Source organism: Thermogemmatispora tikiterensis (assembly GCF_003268475.1).
Taxonomy (GTDB): domain Bacteria; phylum Chloroflexota; class Ktedonobacteria; order Ktedonobacterales; family Ktedonobacteraceae; genus Thermogemmatispora; species Thermogemmatispora tikiterensis.
Genome location: NZ_MCIF01000002.1, coordinates 2,669,633 through 2,694,341, shown reverse-complemented (window position 1 = coordinate 2,694,341; position 24,709 = coordinate 2,669,633). Strand labels below are relative to the sequence as shown.

At 60.3% G+C, this 24,709-nt stretch carries 19 protein-coding genes; 13 read left to right on the top strand and 6 right to left on the bottom strand.

Annotated elements, in window-relative coordinates:
* Window positions 1-435: 435 nt before the first annotated feature.
* The 4 genes from A4R35_RS24285 (at window position 436) to A4R35_RS10925 (ending at window position 3,580) form a co-directional block, all read left to right on the top strand.
* Window positions 436-600: a hypothetical protein gene (locus tag A4R35_RS24285; protein WP_189361650.1), complete on the top strand. Its 165-nt coding sequence runs from the start codon at window positions 436-438 to the stop codon at window positions 598-600.
* A gap of 40 nt (window positions 601-640) precedes the next feature.
* Window positions 641-1,564 (top strand): PP2C family protein-serine/threonine phosphatase, encoded by a 924-nt coding sequence (locus tag A4R35_RS10935; protein ID WP_112429270.1) that lies wholly within the window; start codon window positions 641-643, stop codon window positions 1,562-1,564.
* Between the two features lie 76 nt (window positions 1,565-1,640).
* Complete coding sequence (locus tag A4R35_RS10930) at window positions 1,641-2,684, top strand: sigma-70 family RNA polymerase sigma factor (protein WP_112429268.1); 1,044 nt, start codon at window positions 1,641-1,643, stop codon at window positions 2,682-2,684.
* Window positions 2,685-3,166: 482 nt separating this feature from the next.
* Window positions 3,167-3,580 (top strand): response regulator, encoded by a 414-nt coding sequence (locus A4R35_RS10925; RefSeq protein WP_112429266.1) that lies wholly within the window; start codon window positions 3,167-3,169, stop codon window positions 3,578-3,580.
* 146 nt (window positions 3,581-3,726) lie between these two features.
* Here A4R35_RS10925 and A4R35_RS10920 read toward each other — a convergent pair whose 3' ends face one another.
* From A4R35_RS10920 to A4R35_RS10900, 5 genes are all read right to left on the bottom strand, one after another.
* On the bottom strand, window positions 3,727-4,986 hold the full coding sequence (locus tag A4R35_RS10920) for a DegT/DnrJ/EryC1/StrS family aminotransferase (protein WP_112429265.1): 1,260 nt from the start codon (window positions 4,984-4,986) through the stop codon (window positions 3,727-3,729).
* A gap of 225 nt (window positions 4,987-5,211) precedes the next feature.
* A complete protein-coding gene (locus tag A4R35_RS10915) occupies window positions 5,212-7,299 on the bottom strand; it encodes a DUF2961 domain-containing protein (protein ID WP_223258298.1) in 2,088 nt (695 codons plus the stop codon).
* Between the two features lie 494 nt (window positions 7,300-7,793).
* Window positions 7,794-8,468, bottom strand: a complete 675-nt coding sequence (locus A4R35_RS10910) for an SRPBCC family protein (RefSeq protein WP_112429260.1) — start codon at window positions 8,466-8,468, stop codon at window positions 7,794-7,796.
* Window positions 8,469-8,673: 205 nt separating this feature from the next.
* On the bottom strand, window positions 8,674-10,656 hold the full coding sequence (locus tag A4R35_RS10905) for a baseplate J/gp47 family protein (protein ID WP_112429258.1): 1,983 nt from the start codon (window positions 10,654-10,656) through the stop codon (window positions 8,674-8,676).
* An 85-nt stretch (window positions 10,657-10,741) separates the two neighbouring features.
* A complete protein-coding gene (locus A4R35_RS10900) occupies window positions 10,742-11,533 on the bottom strand; it encodes a 4'-phosphopantetheinyl transferase family protein (RefSeq protein ID WP_112429255.1) in 792 nt (263 codons plus the stop codon).
* Window positions 11,534-12,696: 1,163 nt separating this feature from the next.
* Between A4R35_RS10900 and lysW the strand changes: the two genes are divergently transcribed.
* From lysW to A4R35_RS10855, 9 genes are all read left to right on the top strand, one after another.
* A complete protein-coding gene (lysW, locus tag A4R35_RS10895; RefSeq protein ID WP_052887885.1) occupies window positions 12,697-12,870 on the top strand; it encodes a lysine biosynthesis protein LysW in 174 nt (57 codons plus the stop codon).
* A gap of 3 nt (window positions 12,871-12,873) precedes the next feature.
* On the top strand, window positions 12,874-13,737 hold the full coding sequence (gene lysX, locus A4R35_RS10890; protein WP_112429253.1) for a lysine biosynthesis protein LysX: 864 nt from the start codon (window positions 12,874-12,876) through the stop codon (window positions 13,735-13,737).
* Window positions 13,734-14,795 (top strand): N-acetyl-gamma-glutamyl-phosphate reductase, encoded by a 1,062-nt coding sequence (gene argC / locus A4R35_RS10885; RefSeq protein ID WP_112429251.1) that lies wholly within the window; start codon window positions 13,734-13,736, stop codon window positions 14,793-14,795. Before lysX ends, argC begins: the two co-directional genes overlap by 4 nt.
* A 45-nt stretch (window positions 14,796-14,840) precedes the next feature.
* On the top strand, window positions 14,841-15,713 hold the full coding sequence (locus A4R35_RS10880) for a [LysW]-aminoadipate kinase (protein WP_112429249.1): 873 nt from the start codon (window positions 14,841-14,843) through the stop codon (window positions 15,711-15,713).
* Window positions 15,710-18,109 carry a [LysW]-lysine hydrolase gene (locus A4R35_RS10875; protein WP_112429247.1) on the top strand — a complete coding sequence of 800 codons (2,400 nt, stop codon included), beginning with the start codon at window positions 15,710-15,712 and terminating at the stop codon, window positions 18,107-18,109. Before A4R35_RS10880 ends, A4R35_RS10875 begins: the two co-directional genes overlap by 4 nt.
* Entirely contained in the window at window positions 18,106-19,257 is a 1,152-nt protein-coding gene (locus A4R35_RS10870; RefSeq protein WP_112429245.1) for a LeuA family protein, read from the top strand. Before A4R35_RS10875 ends, A4R35_RS10870 begins: the two co-directional genes overlap by 4 nt.
* On the top strand, window positions 19,245-20,498 hold the full coding sequence (locus tag A4R35_RS10865) for a 3-isopropylmalate dehydratase large subunit (RefSeq protein WP_112429243.1): 1,254 nt from the start codon (window positions 19,245-19,247) through the stop codon (window positions 20,496-20,498). Before A4R35_RS10870 ends, A4R35_RS10865 begins: the two co-directional genes overlap by 13 nt.
* A gap of 104 nt (window positions 20,499-20,602) precedes the next feature.
* Window positions 20,603-21,100 carry a 3-isopropylmalate dehydratase small subunit gene (locus A4R35_RS10860; RefSeq protein WP_112434136.1) on the top strand — a complete coding sequence of 166 codons (498 nt, stop codon included), beginning with the start codon at window positions 20,603-20,605 and terminating at the stop codon, window positions 21,098-21,100.
* Window positions 21,097-22,197 carry an isocitrate/isopropylmalate family dehydrogenase gene (locus A4R35_RS10855; protein WP_112429241.1) on the top strand — a complete coding sequence of 367 codons (1,101 nt, stop codon included), beginning with the start codon at window positions 21,097-21,099 and terminating at the stop codon, window positions 22,195-22,197. Before A4R35_RS10860 ends, A4R35_RS10855 begins: the two co-directional genes overlap by 4 nt.
* Before the next feature lie 110 nt (window positions 22,198-22,307).
* Here A4R35_RS10855 and A4R35_RS10850 read toward each other — a convergent pair whose 3' ends face one another.
* A complete protein-coding gene (locus A4R35_RS10850) occupies window positions 22,308-23,603 on the bottom strand; it encodes a phospholipase D-like domain-containing protein (protein WP_223258296.1) in 1,296 nt (431 codons plus the stop codon).
* Between the last annotated feature and the right edge of the window lie 1,106 nt (window positions 23,604-24,709).

Genomic DNA, 24,709 nt, shown 5'->3' with positions numbered 1-24,709 from the left:
TGAAGTCAGCTCCCGTGGTAGCTGCGGCCCTCTATCCACCTGCTCGGCAGCAGAAGCCTGAGACACGAATCATGCTGCTCAAGGGCCTGGATTACTCCACTGCGAGGTATACATCTTGCAATTCTGGGACGCCTGTCGAGAGAAGTCGCAGCATATACTCTTTCACTCAGGGACCTCGGCATTCGCCCATCGCACCACTCCCTAATAATGGGCCTTTCTGGCAAAGACTCTGGGCAGCCGAACGACTTCCTAGCAGGAAGATGGTGAGGAGGTAGGAAAAACTGCCGATCGGTATACTGCCCAGTGTCAGTGAAATCCTTGTCTGTCCTTGTGTTCTTCTGCGCGCCTGGCGCGGTTAACGAGGGAGGAAGACAGCCCATGTGCGAGAGCGAGGTTGCACGGCTGCGATCGCAGATTGAAAGAGAACTGGAAGCCATGCAGCGCGGTCTTTACGGCCTGGCTCTGGGGACCGCCCGCCACGAATTCATTCGGAGGCGCATGGCTCATCTTGGGCGCTACCAGCAGCGACTCGCGGGCCAGGTAGGAGAGGAGCAGGCCATGCAGCTGATGTATACCCTCTATGTCCAGGTAGTGGGCTAACAGGGGCCAGCACGCACGTGAGGAGGCGGAGACGCTGACTATGAAAGAGCAGCTGCAGTCAGAGTACGAGACGCCCCTGTTGGCACACCTGCAGGCTCTCCCAGGGTTGGTGAAAAGACAGTTCTCGGGACGCAGCAGATCGCCGTTGCGTCGCTGGCAGCGCGATTTGCCCCTGCGCCTGGATGTGGGTACGGCCTGGCACCAGGGCGAGGGTCGAGGACTCGGCCCCAACGGGGATCGCTTGATCACCCTGCAGGGAAGCTGTATTTGTAGTGAACGCTTGCTTCCCTTCGGCCTTTTTGTAGTGGCCGATGGACTGGGCCTTGGCGATCGCGCCTACGATTTGGAGGCAAGCAGCCTGGCTATCCAGGCCCTCTTGCATTTCGTCCTTCTGGGGCTGGCAGGCTCCCGCCAGCTGAGCGAGGAGCTGCTGCCGAAGCTGCTCGTCGAAGGCGTCAGACGCGCGAACCAGGCTGTCTATCTTCGTAGCATAGAGACATGCGCATACATGGTGACAACACTAACGGCTGCCCTTGTGGTCGAACTGACAGCCTATATCGCCAACGTAGGCAACAGCCGGGCTTATCGTTATCGAGAGCGTGACGGGCTGGTGCAGATCACGCGCGACCACTCCCTGGCGGCGCGCATGGTTGAGACCAGCGTCCTCACCTCAGAAGAAGCCCAACGTCATCCCGAGCGCCGGCAGCTCTACCGCGGACTTGGCAGCAAAGCCACCGTCGACGTCGACTGTTTCAAGCTCGGCCTTCAGGTCGACGATCGCTTGCTGCTCTGCTCTGATGGCCTGTGGGAGGTTGTCCAGGATGCCCAGCTGCTAGAAATCCTCTGCCGGCCCAGCCTGTCCTCGGCTGAAATCTGCAATCTGTTGGTGACTACGGCGCTCGACAACGGTGGCCTTGACAACATCAGCGCAATTGTGGTGCATGTTGCACCCATAACTGCCTGATTGCTAAAATAGTGATATTTGTTGATGGAAATCAGCAACATATTTCTTGAAACAGAGTAAAGAGAGGAGTGTACACATGGTCAGTGTCTTGCCTCGGACCACAGCCACCACCTGCCTTGTCATTGGCGCAGGTCCAGCTGATGATGAGGGGCTGCGCTTGCAACCGCGGCTTGGGGAGCGGGCCTTCTTTGATATTACGGATGACAAGACATCCTCGCAACAGGAGCAAGATATTCTCTGCCTGCGCGATTCCCGCCAGATGTATAAGCGAGAAATTGGGCGCACGCGGCAGCTCTCTGCCGAAGAAGTGACAGCCCTTGCGCGGCAGATGGAACGTGCCCGCGAGGAGCGCAAGAAGGCCCATCCTGATCCCTACATTCTTGCCCAGGGAGAGGAAGCCAAGCGGCAGCTGATCGAATCCAACCTGCGCCTGGTGGTTAGCATTGCGCGCCGGTACGTGGGCCTGGGGATGGACCTGATGGATCTGGTACAAGAAGGCAACATTGGCCTCATCCACGCCATAGAAAAGTTCGACTATCGTCGGGGCTACAAATTTAGCACCTATGCCACCTGGTGGATCAAGCGTGCCATGTCCCATGCCCTGGCCAAGCAGGCCCACACCATTCGCGTGCCGCTTTACAAGCGTGAAGAACTGAAACGTCTGACCCAGGTACGCCAGCGCTTGCAGCAGGACCTGGAGCGTGATCCCACCACCGAGGACCTGGCGGAGGAGCTGGATCTCTCAGAGCGGCAGGTGATAGCCCTGTTGCAGGCTAGCGAGGAGACGCTCAGCCTTGACTCCCCGGCCACCGGCTCGGAAGATGAGATCCCTTTCAGGGACACCATTGAAGACGACATTGCCTACTCACCGGAGCAGGTAGTCATTCGCCAGATGCTGGAAACTCATATCAAGGAAGTGCTTCAGAATCTCAGTCCCAACGAGCGCAGAATCATTTGCTTGCGCTATGGCCTGCAGGGGGCGCGTGAGCACTCCCTCAAGGAGGTTGGGCGCAGGCTGGGAGTCACGCACGAGGCCATCAGGCAGGCCGAAGCCAAGGCCCTGCGCAAACTGGCCGATCCTTGCCGCAAGCGCATGCTTGAGGAATTCCTTGTTCCCTGATGGAGCAGAGCTTGATCGGTCGCTGCGCCTGGGCCAGGGGGACAGGCGGACAGCAAGAGCGCTGTACCTCTCCTGGCCGGGCCAGGCCGGCCAGACCAGACCCGCCTCAGCCGCTCTGGCCTACGAGAAAGCAGCCGCGGGACGCTGTCGGCGAGAAAGCAGGGACTGCCAGGGAGAAGAGAAGGAGCCTCACGTCAGATCAAGGTCCAGCCTGGAGTCAGTTGATTCATAGACAGGCTACAAACAAGAGGAGACAGGTATTTCGGCGAAAGCACCCGCCCGTGCCCATGCATAACGAAGGCGGGCTATCCTATCACCTACGGCGGAAAACCAGGGGCCTTCATCGCCGCTGGCTGATCACCCTCCTAGCCAGATGAACAAGTAACAACCACCTGCCGATATGATTGACCGATGGGGGCCAGATCGCTCGGCTGAAGGCCAGCCAGCGATTGGGCCTCGTTTCCAGGAAGGGGCAGGCCACGATGGGCAAGCTTGTCATGGTGATCGACGACTCATTGCCGGTGCGCAAGATCGTCGAGGTATGTTTGCGACGCCAGGGCATCGATTGTCTGACCTATGCCGATGGCGTCGAGGCCATCAGAACCCTGGCGGAGCAGCGCGATCTTCTCCCCGATCTCGTGCTCCTGGACATTGCCTTGCCGCGCCTGAGTGGCTACCGTATTGCACAGATCCTCAAAGCCCGTCACCCTCGGCGCCCGGTCGTCGTCATCCTCTCCGGTTACGATGGCGTACTAGACCGTCTCAAGGGGCGTCTGGCGGGAGCCAGCGCCTATCTCACCAAGCCCTTCCGGACCGAAGAGCTACTGGCGCTCATCAAGACGCACCTGGGTGAGAGCGAGGCCGAGCCTCCTGCTCAGCAGGCCCATCCTGAATAAAATAAAAATCAAGGGGGAGAGAGAAGGAGAGAGGCCAGCGCCGGCGCAAGGAAGAAGAAGAGAGACGGCGGGAGAGGCAGCAAGAAAGAAGCCTTGCCACCGGCGCTGTGCCCATCCTCTGATGAAGAGGCCTGGCAGGGGGCCGCCTACGGGCAGCGGCTCAACACTTCCTCGATGCGGGCAACCTCCTCCTCTCCAAGCTCGGGATAACAAGGGATGGCCACCAGCAGGCGAGCGACCTCTCGTGCTCGCTCGGCGGCCACGATACGGCAGGGAAGCGAACCCTGGCGATAGAGTGGCTGGTCTGGCACCACACTGTAGGTATCGGCGACCTGGATACCCGCCGCGCGCAGGCGAGACTCCAGCAGGCGACGGGCTTCCAGCGTGGGCGCTTTGACCATGTAATTAAAGAAAGCATGGGTGCGACCAGGTGCAGTATAGGGTGGCGTGAAGGAGGTGCCGGCCAGAGCAGTGTTATAGCGTGCGGCAATCTGTTGACGACGGCTCACCCAGCTATCGAGATAGCGCAACTGGGCCAGGCACTCTGACGCTGAATATTCATCCATCCGTGCACGGATACCCCAGGTCTGGTGCTCATAGCGGTGCCGACCGAGGCGCCCTGTATTGCGCCAGGCGCGGGCCTCAGCGGTGAGGGCTGGCAGGCGGGAGCCGAGGCGCGTAGTCAGTGTCAGCAGGCCCGCATCATTGCCCATCGAGCCAATGTTTTTCACATCGCTCAGCGAAAAGCAGCCGCAATCGCCCATACTCCCCGCCTGGTAAATATGGTTCGTCTGGGGATCAGTGTAGGTTGCGCCGTGGGCCTGGGCGGCATCCTCAATGACAAAAAGCTGGTGCTCATCGGCCAGATCGAGCAAGGGGCGCATGTCGGCCATTTGGCCCAGCATATGGACGGCGATGATGGCCCGTGTACGCTCGCTCAAAGCTTCCCTGACGCTGGCCAGATCGATGGTATAAGTTTGAGGATCGATATCTACAAAGACAGGGATCAAACCGCCTTTGGCTAGCGCTCCGCTCTGCGGCTCGAAAGCAAAGGCATCGTTGACCGCATATGCGGTCATAATAAACGTATAGGCCGGGACAATGACCTCGGTTCCAGGGGGCAGGCGCAGCAGTTCGCAGGCGGCCCGCAAAGCAGAGCTGCCGCTATTGACGGCGATCGCATCGGCCACCTGAAGATAGGTCTTAAATGCCTCTTCCAGGGCCTGGACACGAGGCCCATTGGTGTGACTGCCGCTCTCAACTGCCTCCTCTACGACCTCGGCCACTTCCTGCTGGAGAGCGTTGAGTCGTTGCAAGAGACGGCGCCCGTTGCCCTGAGCGGGAATCAATGGCCGGGCCTCGCTCGGGGCAGCGGCTGCAGTAGCGTAAGAAGCTGACCGGCTCATAGCTATGCCTCCTTGCTGCGCGGTCTACAATTGAGGCCGCGGTGGACGCGATGATCACTGTGCTCAAGATGAGCACTTCTATCGTAACGATAGCCTACCATGATCAGCTGCCAAATGCCTGTGATTTTCTACCGCACTGATGGTGAAAGGATGTCGGTCTTACTGGATGTAAGGTGCGCTTCCGGGGCACAGGTGTTTGAACCGCTGCGGGCAGAGGAGACTAGTCTAGGGCAGGAAGCTATACGCTTGATAGCGGAAGGCCGTCCAGGCTGATAAGGATGTCTGGCTCAAAGAGACGGGGACAAGGCGCAGGTGGATGGCGCTTTTGCCCGCCGTCAACTGAGCTGGCAGCGGATAGTCTTCCTCGCGCCAGCAGCGGCGAGGCGAGCCGGGCGGGCCATGATTAGCCACACCGGCGCTGTACCAGATCCCGGCGAAAGTCCCATCGACGTAGACTGCGGCGCTCTGATTGGGGGTGCAGTAGTCAAAAAGGCGGCGCAGAAAAGCCCCGACGTTGTTGGCCGTCAGGCGGAGGCTGAACGAGATCGCCCCCCCCGTCGCACTGACGGTGCCGCTTCGCGTGATATTCCCCTGCTGGTAAATGGCAGCGGCGCGCAGATCATAGAAGTGTTCATCTGTGGCCTGATAGCCATGTTGCAAGCGGCTGCCTGCCTGGGCTGGGAGCAGTGTATCGCTAAGAGTTGCCGTCTGACGTGCTGTCCCATACCAGAGCAAGAGAGCGCGATAGGGGTAAGGACTCTGATTGTGGCTGCCATGTTCCAGACGGAAGACCAGATGGCGGTTGAACGGGATACTGTCAGCGACAAGGAAGCGGTAGAGGGCTGCGCCATCGCGCTCGCTCCCCGATGGATTATCTGGACCGCTGGGAAAGCCACCCAGAGGCAGGCTCGTCTGGCGACCGCCGTGCCAGTAGTCGCCGCCGAGGCCCCATTCTTCGGTACCCGTAACCTCGATTTGAGGAGTCAGGCTATCATCAAGCGTGATCTCTGGATTGCCTTCCAGCGTCCCATCGGGTCGCCAGAAATTAATCACCGTGCCAACAAGCTTGCCGCTTCCGCGGACATCCAGCAACGTCAGAGCCTGACCCTGTGGCGGATGACTCACACTGGTGTAGGTAGCATGAAAGGTCCCCCACCAACTGGGGGGATCAGGAAAAGGCTCAAAGGCCACGCTCCAATCTACGGCAGTCAGCCGTTGGGAGGACTGCAGCATAAAGCGAGCGCTGCGCGAGAAAGGCATCGGCCAGTAAAGATGGAAGGCCATCAATCGCTGATCGCCGCTGCCCTCGCTCTGGATCGTCGCCAACCAGCCGGCCACCAGTGGGCGGCCCGCGGGTTGATAGAGGCCGGCGCCATCACCAGCGAGAAACTTCACAGGGGCGGTTACCGAGGGCCGTCGCTCGCCATCCCAGGCGATCGACAGCCAGCTCCTTCCAAAAGCGACCGCCTCGCTCAGTGGCACACGAAAGGTCAATTCCCGTACCTGGGCAGGCCCCTGCAGAGTCAGAAAGGTCACACGCTTTCCTGGCGACACCGTGAGCTGACCGCTTTGCCGGTATTTGGAGGCCGCTGCTGGCAAAGCTGGAGTATGGGTACTGACCAACGTGGCCGTCTGCGCTATCGTGCTGGAGGGGCACTGTGGGGGAGCGATCCCCCAGGGAAGGCGCCGATAAAGCGCATAAAAATTACCGTTGCGATGCGTTGTGCTCAGCGTCAGGCGTTGAGCGAAAGGAAGCGGCAGCGCAATAATACTGCTTCCCTCATCTTCGCTCGGATTCAGGGAAAAAGGGTAGGGAAAGCGACTGGCCGTCTGTGAGGTGGGCCGTCGCTGGCCCAAATCGCTGGCCGAGAACTTCTGCAGCTCGCCATCGCGGTAGAGCAGCCAGGGTGCGCCGATCTCCTCCTGCATACGGGCGAAGGTCAAGAGGCCGGGACCGAGCGCATCAAAAAGGACGCGCCCGCCGCCCGCGAGTGAACGCAGGTAATGGGAAGAATCGGCGTTGTTCCCGTAAAGATCAGCTGTGGACAAGCCCAGGACACGATCGCCGATCTCCAGATAGGCCAGCTTGTCCACGAAGCGGTAGGCGGCCAGGCCCAGATAGAGCGGAGCCGTGCGCCCGGGGGAGAGGAAGAGCGCAGTACAGTCGCCTCCCACGGAAGCGAACCCCGTGGCTGATCTACCAGCGAGTGTCACCAGCAGCGGTAGCAGCATGACGAACAACGCCAGATAGAGCAGCAGGCGACCGCGGCTGATCTTCCTCTCCCAATACTCACCAGGCCACTGCACTCTCATCACGAAAGCCATCCTCTATCTCTTCTCCCCAATGGGGATGGGCGATTGCTCTCCCGCGAGTACCAGGTAAGCTCAAGCAAAACCTGATTCCTCCTGGAGCCAGGTCTCTTGCCCAGGGACTTGCCGCTCTCCGGGTCTCTTACCCGCCTCTTCCATCACAGCCGATTCGCCACAAGGGATCGGGGCCGAGACCTTGCCTCTACCGATCGCAGCAGTGCTATCGGGCTGCGCAGGCAGAGAGAGTAGACGTAGATAGTCGCCAGGAGCAAGCGAGCCTTTTTCTCTTCTAGAAGCGCACCGTCATTTTTATCATAGCTAGCTTGTTTATAATCTTCTGCTCCTATCCCTTCTTTGGAGGATAACGACTTCAGGGGAGATTGTCAAGCAGCGAGCGGTGAAATGACAGGAAGGAAAGAGACAAGGAGACGCCGCTTGCGACAGTCGGCGTCTCTCCTGCTCGACTGAGGGTGATTAAGAATGGCCACCAGGTTTGCTCAGGCGCGCAAGGAGCGCAGGCGAGGCAAGGTACGGGCAGCCTGCTGGCGAGCCTCGCGAAGCCGCGAGCGTGCCTCTTTCAGGGTGCTGGCGGGGACAACGCGGACTGGCAGCTGCGAGCGTCGGCGGCGTTGCTGGAACAGGCGAATCAACAGAGGCAAGGCGATGATCAACGCTAATAGCGGTAGTAAGAGTACCGGACTGCTTGGGCGGTGCTCCTCCGCGGGCCGCCCTTCGACCACAGCCGCCAGCGAAGCCAGGATCTGGTTATAGATCCGTCTCAGGCCCAAAGGGGCGAAGAGGCGCTCAAAGAAACCGCCGAGACCGCTGCCTCCTTCCCACATTGTTGCAATGCGTACCTGCGTACGTTGCCCATCGTCGAGCGGCGTGACCGTCCAGGTTGTGACCAGCGAAGAATTGAGGTCGCTCTCCGTCAGGGTTTGGCCCCGTACTGGCTCGCTCACACGCATGCGGTAGAGGCGTTCCCGCCCGCCAGCGTGCAGACGAAAGCTCACCACCGTACCCTCACCCTGGGCGCCCTGCTCAACCCGATAGTCCTGGAAGTTAGCTGGCAGAATCTGCGGATGACGGCCCTTATAGTCAGCTAGAATTGCGTAGATATCTTCTGGCCTACCAGAAATAACCTTTTCGCTCTGAACAATAATCCGACTCACAGAAGTCCGCTCCTTTCCTGATGTGCGTCTCTATCACAACGAGCATATATGCTGATCCGTCACTTTCCTTTCTGCTCTCAGTATGGACACGTTCTATGACAGATCAATGTATATATAGGGATCTGCTTATGGAAGGGAAAAGGGGGGGCGATAGCCTCCCTGCGGCTGGAGAGAACGGCTGGCAGATAACACAAAGGCAAGGTTACTAGCTGTGGTCCATCTGAGCCTGTGACGTGAGAGTGGGAGTGATCGCAGCGGGTGAGGCCGTAGGAAAGAGGGAGGGAGCCGCCAAAGATGCACTACCACTGACGGGCTGTGCTTGTGCTGGTTCAGGAGGAGAAGGCTGGGCGAAGCGCTGGTCAGGGAACGCTGTTGGCAGCGGCGATGCTTTCAAACCGACGACTGTGGCTACATGGATGCTAATCAAGTGAGAATTGTCTGGCAAGCGGGAGCCATTGCCACTGAGGGAGAGCGAGACGCTCTGGATACCGGGCTGCTGTCGAAGCAGGGCCAGCGCCTGCTCCTGGGTTTTTCCTTTGATCAGGTTCGCCAGTCGCTGGCGCGCTTGAGCATCGAAGCGATAGGCCCAGATGCCCTCGGCCTGCACGCGAAGCGTGATGAGGCCCTGCTGATGCTGATCGAGGGTAGCCGAGACGATACTAGTGGCGATCTGATCTACCAGACTATAGCCTGGCCCGAGGTTCCCTGCTGCATCGTTGGCGAGCAGACTGGCGGCCAGAATACGTGCCTCCACTTGATCGTAGACCTCACCGCTGCAGGCGACAACGACCGTCACTGTCACCTCTAATGCTCGATCGCCAGCCTGGTGATCGGCGCTCGTCAAGACTGGGCACTGTGCTCCGCCGACAAAGCGCTCATTAGCTGCCGCTCGTGCCTGAAGATCGCGCTGGGCCGCTGCAATGAGGCTCGTCTGGAGCACCATGCTGGCCTGATCGATATCGCTCTGTTGAACATAGGTGTAGGATTGTGGATCGGCTCCTCCGCTGAAGGCCAGAGCATTTTGGACCGTGAGGCCATTGCCGCAGCAGGAAACGGTGTGAAAGGCGAAAGCCGGAAGATTGCCCTGACTCCCTGGCTGCAAGGCATGAGCCGGAACGCTAGCGCTGGACTCCACGGGGGGCGTAGCTGCTGGCAATGTGGCTGTCTGATCGGTGATGACTTGAACGCCGCTTGGAGCACTCAGGATGGTTCCTTTCGGAATGCTTTGAGGCACGGGCAAGGCATTGTAGAAGGTCAAGATGCCCTCGGCTCGTGTTGCTGGTGTCAGGCCGTGCCCGCTGGCTGGCACCTGGCGGCTCTGGCGCAATTCGGATGAAGCCAGAAGGCGAGCACTGATCTGGTGACGGGCGGCGTTGGCAGAGATGCCCGGCTCTCCGCTCAAGGTGTAGATCTGCTTGAGGTCGCGCGTTGCGGGAACAATGATGACATTGGCGGCGCTGGCTGCCCCGCCGAAGAGCTGTGATAGCGGGATGAGCGCGATGCTGATGAGCAGCAGGAGCATGATGACGAGGCCGAGGAGTAGCCAGAAGCGCCTATTGGCAAGAACGCGGTGGGGAAGACGATGCTTGCGCGTGGGCGGGGGAGGGATGAGGGCGCTCGTCACCGGCACCAACGGAGGCAGGGCGCCGGTCGCCCTGTTGGGAGGAGGTTGGGGAGCGATCGCCGTCGTGGCAGGTTCGCTGTCTCCGCCCTGGGAGTCGGGTTTTGCTGGAGCTGGACCTCGCAGAGCATCAGCGCCTGACTCGACAGCGGGGCCACTTTCTGCCTCGGCGACCGCTGCCGGGTCCGCAACTGCTGCTGCACTCTTGCCTGGCGACGGCTGGTACAGCTGGGCTGTGGCGGCATACTCTTCCAGCGAGGAGAAGACAGGAAAACGCTGCTGGCGAGCGTAGTGGGCCACCTTCGAATCAGGCTGGGCAATAACGATGAGCTGCGTCTGCAGCTCCCGCTGTAGCTCTCGCAACCCTTCAAAATCAACCTTGCGATGGAAAGCCTTATTCTCGGCTGGCAGAAGCAAGACTGTTTGTCTGCGCCCCAGCTTCTCTTGCGTCAAGATGGCCGTGAGCACGCTCTGGCGCGTGTCAGTGGGTCGCACCTCGATGATACTGATAGCCTGGCTGCGCAGTACTTCGGCTGGAGGCAGCTCACCGCTGTTGTGCTCTTGCATGATCCGGGCCTCCTTGCTCTCATGAAAGCCGCCGCCAACTGATGATAGCCCACGGCCTGGATTATGGGCCTGAACGCTTGCTTTGTCAAGTAGTCGAAGAAAGAAGATCGTAATTGTTCCAGCGGAAATACGCTACATGCTCGATACGACCCTCAACTGCCAGGGCAGCGCTATAAGCAGGCGATGGATCAATGGCCAGCAAAGACCAGCGTTGAGGGGCGTCTGGATCTTCATAGCTTGCCAGCAGTCTGGCAGGAGAATCGGGAGTGAGCGACACCTCAAAGGCGTCTAAAGGCAGCGAAAGACCCTGACCGCGTGCCTTGACGTAGGCCTCTTTGCGCGTCCAGCAGCGGAAAAAAGCCGGCAGCCTCTCCTCGTAAGGCAGGCTGAGGAGCGCCCTGTATTCCGCGGGGGCAAAGTAGCGGGCGGCGAGCTGTTCCAGCTCAGCCTCGGAGAGCGGACGCTGATACTCGAGGTCGATACCGATCGCCAGTCCGCCTGTCACAGCATAGAGAGCGAGTGCTTCGGAGTGCGACAGATTGAAGGTTACGGTGGGCTGAGAGCTAGCTGGCCTCGGTTCTAGCTCTGGTTTTCCCCAGGGATTGGTGCGCAAGCGCAGCTGCTGAGGAGGAAGCCCAAGATAGCGGCTGAGAATGAGACGCAGGGTGGCGCGTGCCGCCACGAAGTGCTGACGGGCCTGGGCTGAGCGGAAGCGGGCAGCATGATCCTGCTCAGCGGGTGTCAGAACTGCAGTCAGGCGTTCCACACTGGCGGGGGGGAGAGCCAGCGAGGCGCACCAAATATGGACCTCACCACGAGCGAGGCGCAGATGGGCTGGCGCGCATGGCCAGTGCTGCCAGGAAGGCAGAGTACTCATTCAGTGACCTGACCCTCCTTCTTTCCTTCCTTCCTTCCTTCCTTCCTTCCTTCCTCCCTCCCTTCGTGACAGAGCAGAGTGCCTATCGGTCTCTGCGCAGCTCTCCATTCATTACAGACGTGTCAGGGAGGTCTCTTGTTGCAGCCTGGCTGAGCGCCAGGAACTGGAAGCGGGGCAAAGATCCATGCTCAGGCCCACGAGCAGGGTAGGGCGGAAGTCCCGCGTCAATACCTGCCCCGGGACTTGACAGCAACGGCAAAAAATGGTATAAATCCCAAAAAGCAACCCGCTCTAAGAGCGAAAAGCGTTGCGGGATGAGTAGCGGCCAGGCCGCATTCAGAGAGCGAACGGTTGGTGCAAAGTTCGTATGCTGGCAGGTCGTGAAGAAGGTCCCGAAGCTGCGAGAAGAAATCGTCCGTTCAGGCGGGCGAGAGTAGACCTCTGCCGGAGGCCCCCGTTAACGGGCAGGAGTGCAGTCTCGCTCTCTGTTTTCTAGTGCATACTGACCGCAAAAGGAGGGAGTGAGGGGGCTGCACTCGTCGAGGTCACTACCGTGAGGTAGTGGCAAATGAAGGTGGTACCGCGAGAGCCGCTATCTCTGTTGCGCTCTTCGTCCTTTCGAGGATGAAGAGTTTTTTTGTTGCTGCGGCAATCTGCCTGCAGAGATGGCCGGGCAGCGGCAGCAAGAAAAGAGGTCTTTCCAGGTGAGAGCCTGCCAGCGGGAAGCGGACTGCGAACGCCGGTCGCTGGTTATCAAATAAGCGCCTGATAGACAAAACAAACACGGTCAAATTCGGAGAAGGCACTGAAGGGGACAGGTAGCGGTTCCTCCGATAGCCAGAGAGCGAGCGGCTGGTGGAAAGCTCGTCTATCGTGAGCCGTGAGAAAGACCCCAGAGCTGCGAGAAGAAATCGTCCGTTCAGGCGGGCGAGAGTAGACCTCTGCCGGAGGCCCCCGTTAACGGGCAAGAGCACGCTGGCGTGCTCGCTGAGGCCGGTGCGCAGGAGTGCCGGCGAATGAAGGTGGTACCGCGAGAGCTGTCGATTGTGATAACTGACGCTCTTCGTCCTTCGCAAAAGAAGGGGACGAAGAGCGTTTTTGTTTGGCTGTATCTAGTGAGAGACACAGACGTGTAATAAGGCTGCTAGTCAGGAGGAACAGTCATGAGCAAACTGGTTGCCCTCTGTCCGGAGTGCGAGGCCGAGATCGACCTGCAGAACAGGCTTGTAGGGGAGATTGTCTATTGTCCCGATTGCAATGCCGAGCTGGAAGTAACTAATCTGGAGCAGCCAGCAGTGGCGCTGGCGCCGCGTGTTGAAGAGGATTGGGGTGAATAGACCATGAGGCTGGCAATTCTGACCTCGCGCATCCGCGTTGAGGAGAAGTTGCTCATCGAGGCCATGCGCCAGCGCGATATCGCCTTCGACCTGCTGAATGATGGCGAGCTGCTGCTTGATCTGGCGCGACCTGATGAGCGCTGGCGCTCCTACGATGCCGTGCTCTGTCGCAGCGTGAGCCAATCCCAGGGCCTGGCGGTAGCTCAGGTCCTGGAGAGCTGGGGAGTGCAGGTCTTCAATCGCCCGGCGACGACGGCCCTCTGTAACGATAAGCTGCAGACCACCCTGGCCTTGCTACGTGCGGGCATCCCCACACCACGCACCTTGCTGGCCTGTAGCGCCGAAAGCGCTCTACGTGGCATCGAGGCCCTGGGCTATCCCGCGGTTATCAAGCCGACTACTGGTTCCTGGGGGCGTCTGCTGGCGCGCGTCAATGACCGCGACGCTGCCGAGGCTGTACTGGAGCACCGCGAGACGCTCGGCTCTTATCAGCACCACATTCACTATATCCAGGAATACGTGCAGAAGCCGCAGCGCGATATCCGGGCCTTTGTTGTAGGAGAGCGTACGATCTGCGCGATCTATCGCACAAGCGAGCACTGGATCACGAACACGGCCCGCGGGGCGCAGGCCAGCAATTGCCCAGTTACACCCGAGCTGGATGCTCTCTGTGTGCGTGCGGCGCAGGCAGTTGGGGGTGGTATTCTGGCCATTGATCTCTTGGAAGACGAAGAGCGTGGCCTGCTGGTCAACGAAATCAATGCCACAATGGAATTCCGCAATAGCATTGCTCCTACCGGGGTTGACATCCCTGGTGCGATGCTGGACTACATCGAGCAATGCGTGCTGCAAGGAGCGGAGCGATGAGTCAGGTGCGCGTAGCGATCGTTGGCGGTTCGGGCTACACAGCGGGCGAGCTGCTGCGCCTGCTCCTCTTTCATCCCCAGGTGGAAATTGCCCAGGTGGCTTCCAGCAGTCACGCTGGCCAGTATGTGCATAGCCTGCATCCCAATCTGCGCAAGCTCTGCGGCCTTCGCCTCTGCCATTATGATGACCTGTCGACTTGCGACGTGATCTTTCTCTGCATGCCGCATGGGACGGCGATGCAGGCTATCGAGCGCTATCGTAGCCTGGCGCCAGTAGTCATCGATCTCTCAGCGGATTTTCGTCTGCGCTCGCCAGACCTCTATCTGCGCTGGTATGGGAAGGAACATTCGCAGCCGGAGCTCCTGGCCCAGGCTGTTTATGGTCTGCCGGAGCTGCATCGGCAGGAGCTGCGCGAGGCGGCTCTCATCAGCGGGACAGGCTGCATGGCCACGGCGGCCATCCTGGGTCTGGCTCCGCTCTATCGGGCTGGTCTGGTAGAGCAGAGGTTGCCCCTGGTAGTAGATGCGAAAGTTGGCTCCTCGGCGGCGGGGGCCACGCCCGGGCCGGGTAGTCACCATCCCGACCGTAGCGGGGCGGTGCGCTCATTCCAGCCGACTGGTCACCGTCACAGCGCCGAGCTGATCCAGGAGCTGGGTGCGCTAGCCGGAGGCTCCTGGCAGCAGACACTCGCCTTCTCGGCGACCGCTGTGGAGCTGGTGCGGGGCGTCCTGATCACCGCCCAGGTCTTTCTGAATACCGACCTTGATGAGCGGGCCCTCTGGCGTCTCTACCGCGAAGCGTATCGCGATGAGCCATTCATTCGCCTGGTGAAAGAGCGCAGCGGCGTCTATCGCTATCCGGAGCCGAAGATTCTGGCTGGCAGCAACTACTGTGACATTGGCTTTGAACTTGATCCTTCCCAGCGCCGCCTGGTAGTCATGGCTGCGCTGGACAATCTGATGAAAGGGGCCGCCGGCAATGCCGTGCAGGCGCTCAACTGTCGCTTTGGCTGGAATGAGACGCTGGGGCTGACCTTTCCAGGGCTGCATCCGATCTGATCTGAGTTCTGTTCGGTTCGGTCAAGAGAAGAGGAGGCACGGGCCATGACTCTTGTTGTCAAGATTGGCGGTGGGGCCGGTATTGATGCGACGCCGATTGTTGAAGAGATTGCGCGCCTGGTGAGGGAAGGCGAGCGGGTAGTAGTGGTACATGGCGGCTCTCAGCTCACGAATGAGCTGTGCGAGCGCCTGGGCCACCCCATGCAGGTGCTCACCGCTCCCAATGGAATGACCAGTCGCTATACCGATGTCGAGACCTTGCGTATTTATGCGATGGCGGTAGCTGGCCAGATTAACACGGAGCTGGTAGCGCTCCTGCAGCGGCGCGGCGTCAACGCAGTGGGCCTGGCCGGCGTGGATGGACGGCTACTGCTGGCGCGGCGCAAGACGGCCCTTCGGGCGGTGATGCCCGATGGCCGCGTGCGGGTGGTGCGTGATGATTACAGCGGGCAGATCGAGCAGGTCAATGCCTCGTTGCTGCAGTTGCTCCTGGGTGCAGGTTATACGCCGGTGGTGGCGCCGCTGGCCCTGGGCCTGGAGGGAGAGCGCTTGAATGTTGATGGCGACCGCGTGGCGGCGGCGATTGCCGCGGCTCTAAGTGTGGAAACCCTGGCCATTCTGACCAACGTGCCGGGCTTGTTGCGCGACCTGGCTGATCCGGCCAGCGTGGTGCGCACCATTGCGGCCCACGAGCTGGAGCAGTACCTGCCCTATGCTCAGGGGCGCATGCGTAAGAAGCTGCTCGGTGCTCAGGAGGCTCTGGCCGGCGGGGTCCGCCGTGTCTGCATTGGCGCTGGCTCACTCGCAGCGGTTCTGGCAGGTGAGGGCACAACCATCGCTGCCTCGGCATCTCTCAGCGAGAGCGCGGCTGCCTCCTCCTCTTACATCGCTGCTCTATCAGCGGAGGTGCGGCGATGAGCGCACTGAGCGGACTAACGGCGCTGTCCGAGTCACTCCTGGAGCAGGAGCGGCTCTACAGCAGTGGGGTCTACAACAAACGGCCAGTAGAGATCGTGCGTGGCGAGGGGGCGCTGCTCTGGGATGTGCAGGGACGCTGCTACATTGACTGCGCCGCCGGGCATGGAGTGGCGAACATCGGGCATGGGCGGGCGGAGATTGCCGCAGCGCTGGCGGCCCAGGCGCAGCGCTTGATCACCTGCCCCGAGAGTGTCTACAACGATGTTCGGGCCCGTCTCCTGGAGCGTCTGGCGCAGCTCATGCCGTCTGGACTACAGCGCTTCTTCCTGTGCAATAGTGGGGCTGAGGCCGTCGAGGGGGCGATCAAGTTTGCTCGCCTGGCAACCGGACGACCGGGCATCATCGCCACGCTGCGTGGCTTCCACGGACGGACCTTTGGTGCCCTCTCTGCTACCTGGGAGCGTAGCTATCGTGAACCGTTTGCTCCTCTGGTACCAGAGATCAGGCATGTGCGCTACAACGACCTGGCGGCTCTGGAGCGAGCGATCGACGACCAGACGGCGGCGGTGCTGATTGAGCTGGTGCAAGGCGAGGGAGGCGTACATGTCGCTGATCCAGTCTATGTGCGTGAGCTGGCCAGGCTCTGTCAGGAGCGAGGGGTGTTGCTCATTGTCGATGAGGTACAGACTGGCTGCGGACGCACGGGGCGCTTCCTGGCCTGCGAGCATTATGGGCTGCAGCCCGACCTGCTCTGTCTGGCGAAAGGGATCGCCGGCGGGCTGCCGATGGGCGTGATCGCGCTTGGTGAGCGTGTGATCGCCAGCGGGCGTCTCACGCCGGGCACGCATGGCAGCACCTTCGGAGGCAATCCGTTGGTCTGTGCTGCAGCCCTGGAAACGCTGGACATTATCGAGCGCGAGGGACTGGCTGAGAGAGCCGCGCGTCTCGGTCAGCATGCTCTGCAGCGTCTGAGTGCGCTGCAGTCGCCGCTGATCCGCGAGGTGCGCGGCCTGGGCCTGCTGCTCGGCGTCGAACTGCGCACGCGGGTGCAGCCCTATCTCGAAGCGCTGCTAGAGCGCGGCGTGCTGGCCCTGCCGGCAGGTCCCAATGTCATCCGCTTGCTGCCGCCGCTAGTCATCAGCGAGGAGCAGCTTGACCATGCGCTTGACTGTCTGGCAGAGATATTGCTGCAAGCCGGGCAGCCGGGGCAGCCGGCAGTGACGGAGGTGACGGCAGAATCGCATCCCGCGGGATCAGAGGCGATCTCGGGAGGGGCATCTGCTGAACAGGGAGCGGAGATTGAGTTGCTCTATCGCATGGTGAGCATTCCAAGTCTCTCCGGTCAGGAGCGTCCTCTTGCGACCTGGCTCGCTGAATATCTCCCGCGCCTGGGGCTGCGAACCAGTCTCGATGAGGTCGGCAACCTGATCGCCACGGTGCCTGTGGACCCGGAGGTTGCTGGACGAGCGCCGCTAGTGCTGCTTGGCCATATGGATACGGTACCAGGGGCCATCCCGGTGACTATCCGCGAGGGCAAGCTCTACGGGCGTGGGGCGGTGGATGCCAAGGGGCCGCTGGCGGCCTTTCTGGCGGCAGCGGCGCGTCTGGCGAAGCGCGGCGGACTGCAGCGTCCGATCGTGGTTATCGGCGCAGTAGAGGAAGAGGCTGCGACCTCGCGGGGGGCGCGGGCCGTCGTTGATCGCTATCGTCCCTATGCTTGCCTGATCGGCGAACCGAGTGGCAGCCGGGCGGTGACCCTGGGCTACAAAGGGCGATTGCTTGTTGATGGGCGAGTGGTACGTCCCTGTGGTCACAGCGCTGGCCCCCGCCAGACGGCGGCGGAGGCGGCGGCGGCTTTCTGGGAGCGGGTCAGGCTCCATGCCGAGGAGTGGAATCGTGAGCATGGTGGCAGCTCACCTTTTGCGGCGCTGCAACCGGTGCTGCGCAGCATCGAGAGCGGCCAGGATGGCCTGCACGAATGGGCGACGTTGCGCATTGGCTATCGTCTGCCGCTGGCTTGTTCGGCGCGGGAGCTGCGCGCTGAGCTAGAGCGCTGGGCGGCGGAGGCAGAACTGGCAGTAAGCTTCAGCGGCGAAGAAGCTGCGTTCCAGGCGCCGCGCACAACCAGGCTGGTGCGCGCCTTTGTGCAGGCCATGAGGGCAATGGAAATCCAGCCTGCCTTTAAGGTCAAGACCGGCACTTCGGATATGAATGTCGTCGGACCGGTCTGGGGACCAGAGATTGTGGCCTATGGCCCGGGCGATGCGCGTCTGGATCATACGCCCGAGGAACACCTTGCTCTGGAGGAATATATGGAGGCCATTGCCATACTGGAGCGCGTGCTGACGAGCCTGGCTCAGGAAGTAGCAGGCAGAGGGGAGGATGAGGAGCGATGAGACGAGCGCTGCACATTCTTGATACGACGCTCAGAGAAGGCGAGCAGTTCGCCGGCGCTTTCTTCAATCTGGAGCAGCAGATTGCTATTGCTCGTATGCTGGATGCCTTCGGCATCGATTTCATTGAGGTGCCCTCGCCGATCTCGGCGCCGCGCATCCGCGAAGCCATCGAGCACCTCTGCGCCCTGGGGCTGCGGGCGCGCATCGTGACCCACGTGCGCTGTGTGGAGGCGGATGTCGAGGCGGCTCTGGCCACCCCGGTGGCTGGCGTCAACCTCTTCTATGGCACCTCACCCGAGCTGCGCTCTTATAGTCATGGGAAACGCATCGAGAGGATTATCGCCGATGCTGTGCCACTGATCCAGCGCATTCGTGAGGCGGGACGCTATGTACGCTTCTCGGCTGAGGATGCCTTTCGCAGTGATCTGGTCGACCTGTTGACCGTCTTTGATGCCGTGGTGGAGGCTGGGGTGGAGCGCATCGGCCTGCCCGATTCGGTGGGCATTGCCACGCCGCGCCAGGTCGAGCGCATCATTCGCCTCTGTGCCGAGCGCTATCCCCGGGTGGGTATCGAGTTCCACGGCCACAACGATAGCGGCTGCGCCATTGCCAATACCATTGCCGCCTACGAAGCCGGAGCTGATTGTCTGGATGTGACCGTCCTGGGCATCGGTGAACGTAACGGTATCGCCTCGTTGAGCGGCCTGGTGGCGCAGCTCTACTTGCACTATCCCGAGACGCTTCAGCAGCGTGATTTGAGGCAGTTGGCACCTCTCGATGATTATGTTGCTCAATGTCTTCATCTGCCTATTCCTTTCAATAATCCGATTACAGCTCCATATGCCTTCACACATCGCGCAGGCGTACATACTCGTGCCATTCTGAACAATCCGCGGGCCTATGAGATTCTTGATCCGGCAGATTTCGGTCTGGAACGCCGCGTAGATCTCGGCTCGCGCTTTACGGGAAGCCATGCTGTAGCTCATCGGGCCGCGGAGCTGGGGCTGCAGCTGAGCGACGAACAGGTACGAGAGCTGACCTGGTCCCTGAAGATGCGTGCTGAGGAGGGGCCACTTTCCCCAGAGGCAGTCGATGCCTTTATTCGATCCTGGTATGAAGAACAGAGGAGTACCGCATGGGAACGCTAGCCGAAGAGATCTTTAGCTATAAACTGGGCCGGCCAGTGAACGCCGGCGAAATTGTGATCGTCGACGTTGATCACGTCATGAGCCATGACACGACCTCGCCGCTGGCCATTCAAGCCTTTCGCAAGCTGACGGGCGAGGGCGGTGGGCGCGTCTTTGACTCGGCGCGTGCGCATATTGTCTTTGATCACATCGTCCCGGCGGCCACCGTGGCAGCAGCCACGCTGCAGCGTGATATCCGCGTCTTTGCCCGTGAGCAGGGCATCCAGATCCTGCAGGAGGGCATTTGTCATCAGGTGATGCCGGAGCGCGGCTTTGTGGCGCCGGGCGAGATTATTGTTGGTGCCGACAGCCATACCTGCACCTATGGCGCCCTTGGGGCCTTTGCCACCGGCATGGGGTCGACCGATATTGGCGTCGCCTATGCTACCGGGCGCAGTTGGTTCCGCGTTCCCGAGACCATTAATGTGCGCCTGACAGGGCAGCTGCAACCCGGCGTCTATGTCAAAGATGTGACGCTGGAGCTGGTGCGACGCATTGGGGTGGACGGGGCCAACTACCGCGCCCTGGAGTATAGCGGCCCGCTTGTCGAGTCTCTCTCGATCAGTGAGCGTTTCACTCTCTGCAACATGGCCATTGAGATGGGCGCCAAGACCGGGTTGGTGGCGCCGGATGCCACCACCGAGGCCTGGCTGCGCGGGCGTGTCAATCGCAGCTATCCCATGTTGCAGCCCCAGAATCCGCGTTATGAGCGTGTGGTCGAAGTCGATGTTTCCGATCTATCGCCACTGATTGCCTGCCCGCCGGATGTCAACAACGTGGTCCCGGTTGAGCAGGTCGAGCACATTCAGATCGATCAGGTCTTCCTGGGCACCTGCACCAATGGCAGGCTCGACGACCTGGCCATCGCGGCCTCGATCCTGCGGGGGCATACCATTCATCCCAATACGCGCATGGTCGTGATCCCGGCCTCGCGCGAGGTCTATCTGGAGGCGCTGCGCCTGGGCTACATTGAGACCTTTATCCAGGCGGGGGCTTCGGTTGGCACGCCGGGCTGTGGCCCTTGCATTGGCCGACACTTTGGCGTGCTTGGTCCTGGCGAGCGTGCCCTGACGACGATGAATCGAAACTTCACCGGGCGCATGGGCGATCCCACTGCCGAGATCTACCTAGGCAGTCCGGCCACGGTGGCGGCAACGGCCATCACCGGGCATATCACCGATCCGCGCCAGTTCCTTGCTTGAGTCTATGATCAGGAGCTGGTGAGCGAGAGGAGCGGGACGAGAGGGCAGGCACTCTGTCCACTAGAGCAACGACAGACAGTAGATTGAGAGTGAGAGAAGGAGCGATCAAGAGCATGGGACGTATCTGGAAGCTCGGTGATAATATCAATACCGATGTCATCATTCCGGGGCGTTACAATGTCACGACCGACCGCGCGCAGCTGGCGAAGTACTGTCTATGTGAGATTCTACCGGAGTTTGCCCAGCAGGTGCGCCAGGGTGACATCATCATGGCTGGCCACAACTTTGGCTGTGGCTCCTCGCGGGAGCATGCGCCGGCGGCTATCCAGGCCAGCGGCGTCAAGGCGGTGATAGCTCGCAGCTTTGCGCGCATTTTCTACCGCAACGCCATTAACATCGGGCTGCCTGTCCTGATCTGCGAGGAGGCCGTACTCAATAGTGAGGATGGGCAAGAGGCCGAAGTTGATCTAGAGCAGGGCCTGATTACCAACCTGACCACTGGCCAGCGTTTTCAGGCGCAGCCGCTGCCGCCCTTTATCGCGCGCATTGTGGAGGCGGGGGGCATCATTGAATACATCCGGCGTGAGGGAACGCTGCGATGAGCGCGGGCATCTTTCGGCGAACGCTGGCCCCGGACGAGCCGGCGCTGATCTGCGTCGTTGCCGGCGATGATGCCGCGCCCGAAGTAGTCTGGCCCACAGTGGAGATCTTGCAGCGCCTGGTACCGGAGTTGCGCTTTGTCAGGGGGAGCAGTGGGCGCGAGGCCGAGGAGCGTTATGGGGCGGCTTTTCCGCAGGAGACGCGGGAGCTGATTGACAGGGCGGTGTGCACGCTCTTTGGGGCCAGTGGCGGGCCGAGCCGGCCTGTGCTCTGGTATCTGCGCTGGAGCAAAGATACGCGTGTCAACATTCGTCCGGTGCGCTGGCAGCCGGGCTATCGCAGTCCGATGCGCGAGCCGGAGCATTTCGATTTTGTCATTGTGCGCGACAATCTGGAGGGGATGTATCCACCGCGCGAAGGAGACCTGGCCGAACTGGCGGCCCTGGCGAGTAGCCGTAGCTGGTGGCAGCCGCCGCCGCTGGACCGTCAGGGGGCCTATGCGGTGCGCATCTGCACCGATGAGCAGATGGCCTATGTGGCGCAGGCGGCCTGTGAGCTAGCCCTGGAGCGCAAGGCTCAGGGCTATCCGGGGCGGGTGACGCTCGGTGCCAAGTATTCGATTCAACCGCGTACCGACGGGCGCTTTCGCGAGATCGTGCGCGAGACGGTGCGCCGTTATGGAGAGCTGGAGTATCAGGAGTTTCTGATTGATGACCTGGCGCGGCGCATGGTAGCGGTGCCTGAGAGCCTCGATGTGGTTGTGCTCTCGAATGAGCACGGCGACATTCTGGCCGATATGGCTGCTGGCTGTATTGGAGGGCTTGGTCTGGCGCCGAGTGGCTGCTATGGTCCCACCTATGCCTATTTTGAGCCAGTGCATGGCTCAGCGCCGGACCTGGCTGGCAAGGGGGTGATCAATCCAACGGCCATGCTGCTCTCTGGGGCCATGTTGCTGGACTATCTTGGCTATGGAGAGCAGGCCCTGCGCTTGCGGGAGGCTGTTGCTGAGGTCTATCGACGCGGGCAGGTGCTGCCTCCCGACCAGGGGGGCAGGGCGACCACAGCGGAATTTGTGGAGGCGGTAAGGCACTTCCTCTAGGATGGTTCAGGAGGGCGACCGAAGGGCGCGCCCTGGCTGAATCTGGCAGCAGCTGCTCCTGTCTGCCGGCAGCCAGGTGGCGCGCTCTTTTTATGGCTGGCGATGAGTGGTCAGGTCAGGAAGCGCAGGGGGGCTAGCAGCCACTCGCTGAGGCGCACATACCAGGGCCGCTGCTCCCAGTCTTCGAGGCGCAGCTCGAAGGCATTGGTCTTGTCGTACTTGAAGAGGACCTCCATCTGACGGGCCAGGTCGCCGTTGTAGATCTCCACGTTGATCTCGTAGTTGCCGATCGAACTGAGGCGGTCGAGGTTGGCGGTGCCGATGGTCGACCATTCGCCATCGATGGTGCAGGTTTTGGCGTGAAGCATATGGCGGTAGCCGAAGACGCGGATGCCGGCCTTGAGGCACTCGCTAAAGTGACTGCGGCAGAGCCAGTCAGCGATGATGTGGTTGGACATCCAGGGGACGAGGATTTCGACGTCGACGCCGCGCCGGGCGGCGGCTTTAAGGGCATCGAGCAGGATCGAATCCGGCACAAAGTAGGCGTTGGTCAGATAAATGAATTTCTGAGCGCGGTCGATGGCCTCGATGTACATGTCACGGATGGGGAACATGAGGCGCATGGCGCTGGTGCCGCGCACGTTGATGAGTGGGTTGAAGCAGCGCGGGTGGCGCCTGGTGATGCGTTCATGGGCGGGTACATGCTGGTTCCAGAAGTCGACGAAGGATTGAGCCAGGTCGGCGGCGGCTGGTCCGCGGATGCGCAGGTGGGTGTCGCGCCAGCTGGTAGCGTAGGTTTCGCCGATGTTATAGCCACCGATGAAGCCGATCGTGCCGTCGACGACGAGCAGTTTGCGATGGTCGAGGGCGTAGCGCCGGGGGTCGAAAAGGTGCCAGGGATAGCGGAGCGCCTGGTACTGGAGCACATGAATGGTGGGCGGGAAGATTTTGAATTTGCGCGGGACGACCAGGTTGGCGAACCAGTCGAAGATGACGTAGACGGCGACGCCTTCTTCGGCTTTGCGAATCAGGTGCTCTTTAAAGGCGCGGCCAACGCTGTCGTCTTTCCAGATATATGATTCCAGGTAAATGGTTTCCTGAGCGGAGTCGATGGCGGCGAGCATGTCATCGTAGAGGTCGCGCCCGTAGTCGTAGAGCTGCAGGTGGTCCTGTCCGATGGTGATCTCTGCAAAGCGGGTGTGAGGAAAGCCGCCCTGGGGGAGGTAGCGCTTGCGCTGGCGCGAGATGACTTGCAGGATGATCAGGGTAATGGCCTGGGCGCTGAGGATGGCCCCCAGGGTGCGTAGAAGGAGACGCTTGAGGGAGAAGTGGCGTGCGAGGGAGATGAGCAAGGCCATCGCTATGCTGGTTGGGCTGCTGCGCTCTCGGTGCTCTCTATGCCTCATATGGTTTTTCTCCGTTCGTGCTGTCAGTGAGGATGGCTGTTGTGCGTTCTCTGCTGGCTGGTTTGTAGTGTAGGCGGCCCGGCCCAGTCCGGTCCGGCCTGGCTGGTCCCGTTAGGGCTGATGGCGGCTGGCTGAGACACCCCCGTTGTCCTCTGCTGTTCCCGACTGCCTTGATATGATAGCGTACTTTGCCCCCCCGGGGAAGGTGAGAGTAAGCTGAAACTGGGAATCCGGGGTGTTGGCTCGTTCTGTTTTTAATGGATAGTACTCTTTTCAGCAGGCAGAGGGAGAATTGCCATCTGTGTCCACCAGGCCCAACTTGATTCTATGGAACCGCTTTCCGCTCTTGACAGCTGGTGCCGAGACTGCTAGATTTGTAGGTGATAGTGATGAGTCAGATTGTGAAGTAATTTTACTTCACAATCTGACTCATCAAAAAATTAAAAAGGAGGTGCGCTAAAAATTGAAAAATGCCGATGTTAATATTCGAGAGGAAAGGTTAGATTACAGTACCTCTGCTTCTGAACATCGAAACAAAGATGAAGGTTCTCTCTTCAAGAAAGGAGGCAAAAATGAGTAGAAAAAGAAAAAGTAATGCAAGGAAGATGTCGAGAGGATTAAAGCACAAAAATCTAGTTACCAAAGATCAAAGGCAGTCGGGGCGTATTCATACCTCACAGCCTCGCGGACAAGCTCTAGATTCGTCCGATTTCTCCAGGAAGAAATTAGGGATACGTGGTTGGCTGAGATCAGATTTTTTGCCTAAGCTTGTTTTAAGGATAGGGAAGTGCATCTTAGATGAATACCTCCGTTCTTTCGTTAGCTGGATTATCCCCTACGTTAACAACATTCCAGTTTTCTTATGGTCTTTTCTGCATCGCCACTTTCGCTGATCCATAGAACAGGGTCAGTCCCGGAGTGAAATTGCGTGCGCCTGGAGCAAGAGTAATCCACTCTTGCTCCAGGCACTGGGGCAAGATAGAGGAAAGCAGTTACCCGAAGAAAAACAGGTTCCTTAGAGGATGGGGCTTGCGTCTTCCCTCAGATGTTGTGTTATACTTAGAGCAGTCATGACCAAATGGTTTTGAAACGAGCCAATTTGGCTG

Coding starts and splice junctions, on each gene's coding strand:
- A4R35_RS24285 (WP_189361650.1), top strand. CDS start 436: ATGCAGCGCGGTCTTTACGGCCTGGCTCTGGGGACCGCCCGCCACGAA.
- A4R35_RS10935 (WP_112429270.1), top strand. CDS start 641: ATGAAAGAGCAGCTGCAGTCAGAGTACGAGACGCCCCTGTTGGCACAC.
- A4R35_RS10930 (WP_112429268.1), top strand. CDS start 1,641: ATGGTCAGTGTCTTGCCTCGGACCACAGCCACCACCTGCCTTGTCATT.
- A4R35_RS10925 (WP_112429266.1), top strand. CDS start 3,167: ATGGGCAAGCTTGTCATGGTGATCGACGACTCATTGCCGGTGCGCAAG.
- A4R35_RS10920 (WP_112429265.1), bottom strand. CDS start 4,986: ATGAGCCGGTCAGCTTCTTACGCTACTGCAGCCGCTGCCCCGAGCGAG.
- A4R35_RS10915 (WP_223258298.1), bottom strand. CDS start 7,299: ATGAGAGTGCAGTGGCCTGGTGAGTATTGGGAGAGGAAGATCAGCCGC.
- A4R35_RS10905 (WP_112429258.1), bottom strand. CDS start 10,656: ATGCAAGAGCACAACAGCGGTGAGCTGCCTCCAGCCGAAGTACTGCGC.
- A4R35_RS10900 (WP_112429255.1), bottom strand. CDS start 11,533: ATGAGTACTCTGCCTTCCTGGCAGCACTGGCCATGCGCGCCAGCCCAT.
- lysW (WP_052887885.1), top strand. CDS start 12,697: ATGAGCAAACTGGTTGCCCTCTGTCCGGAGTGCGAGGCCGAGATCGAC.
- lysX (WP_112429253.1), top strand. CDS start 12,874: ATGAGGCTGGCAATTCTGACCTCGCGCATCCGCGTTGAGGAGAAGTTG.
- argC (WP_112429251.1), top strand. CDS start 13,734: ATGAGTCAGGTGCGCGTAGCGATCGTTGGCGGTTCGGGCTACACAGCG.
- A4R35_RS10880 (WP_112429249.1), top strand. CDS start 14,841: ATGACTCTTGTTGTCAAGATTGGCGGTGGGGCCGGTATTGATGCGACG.
- A4R35_RS10875 (WP_112429247.1), top strand. CDS start 15,710: ATGAGCGCACTGAGCGGACTAACGGCGCTGTCCGAGTCACTCCTGGAG.
- A4R35_RS10870 (WP_112429245.1), top strand. CDS start 18,106: ATGAGACGAGCGCTGCACATTCTTGATACGACGCTCAGAGAAGGCGAG.
- A4R35_RS10865 (WP_112429243.1), top strand. CDS start 19,245: ATGGGAACGCTAGCCGAAGAGATCTTTAGCTATAAACTGGGCCGGCCA.
- A4R35_RS10855 (WP_112429241.1), top strand. CDS start 21,097: ATGAGCGCGGGCATCTTTCGGCGAACGCTGGCCCCGGACGAGCCGGCG.
- A4R35_RS10850 (WP_223258296.1), bottom strand. CDS start 23,603: ATGAGGCATAGAGAGCACCGAGAGCGCAGCAGCCCAACCAGCATAGCG.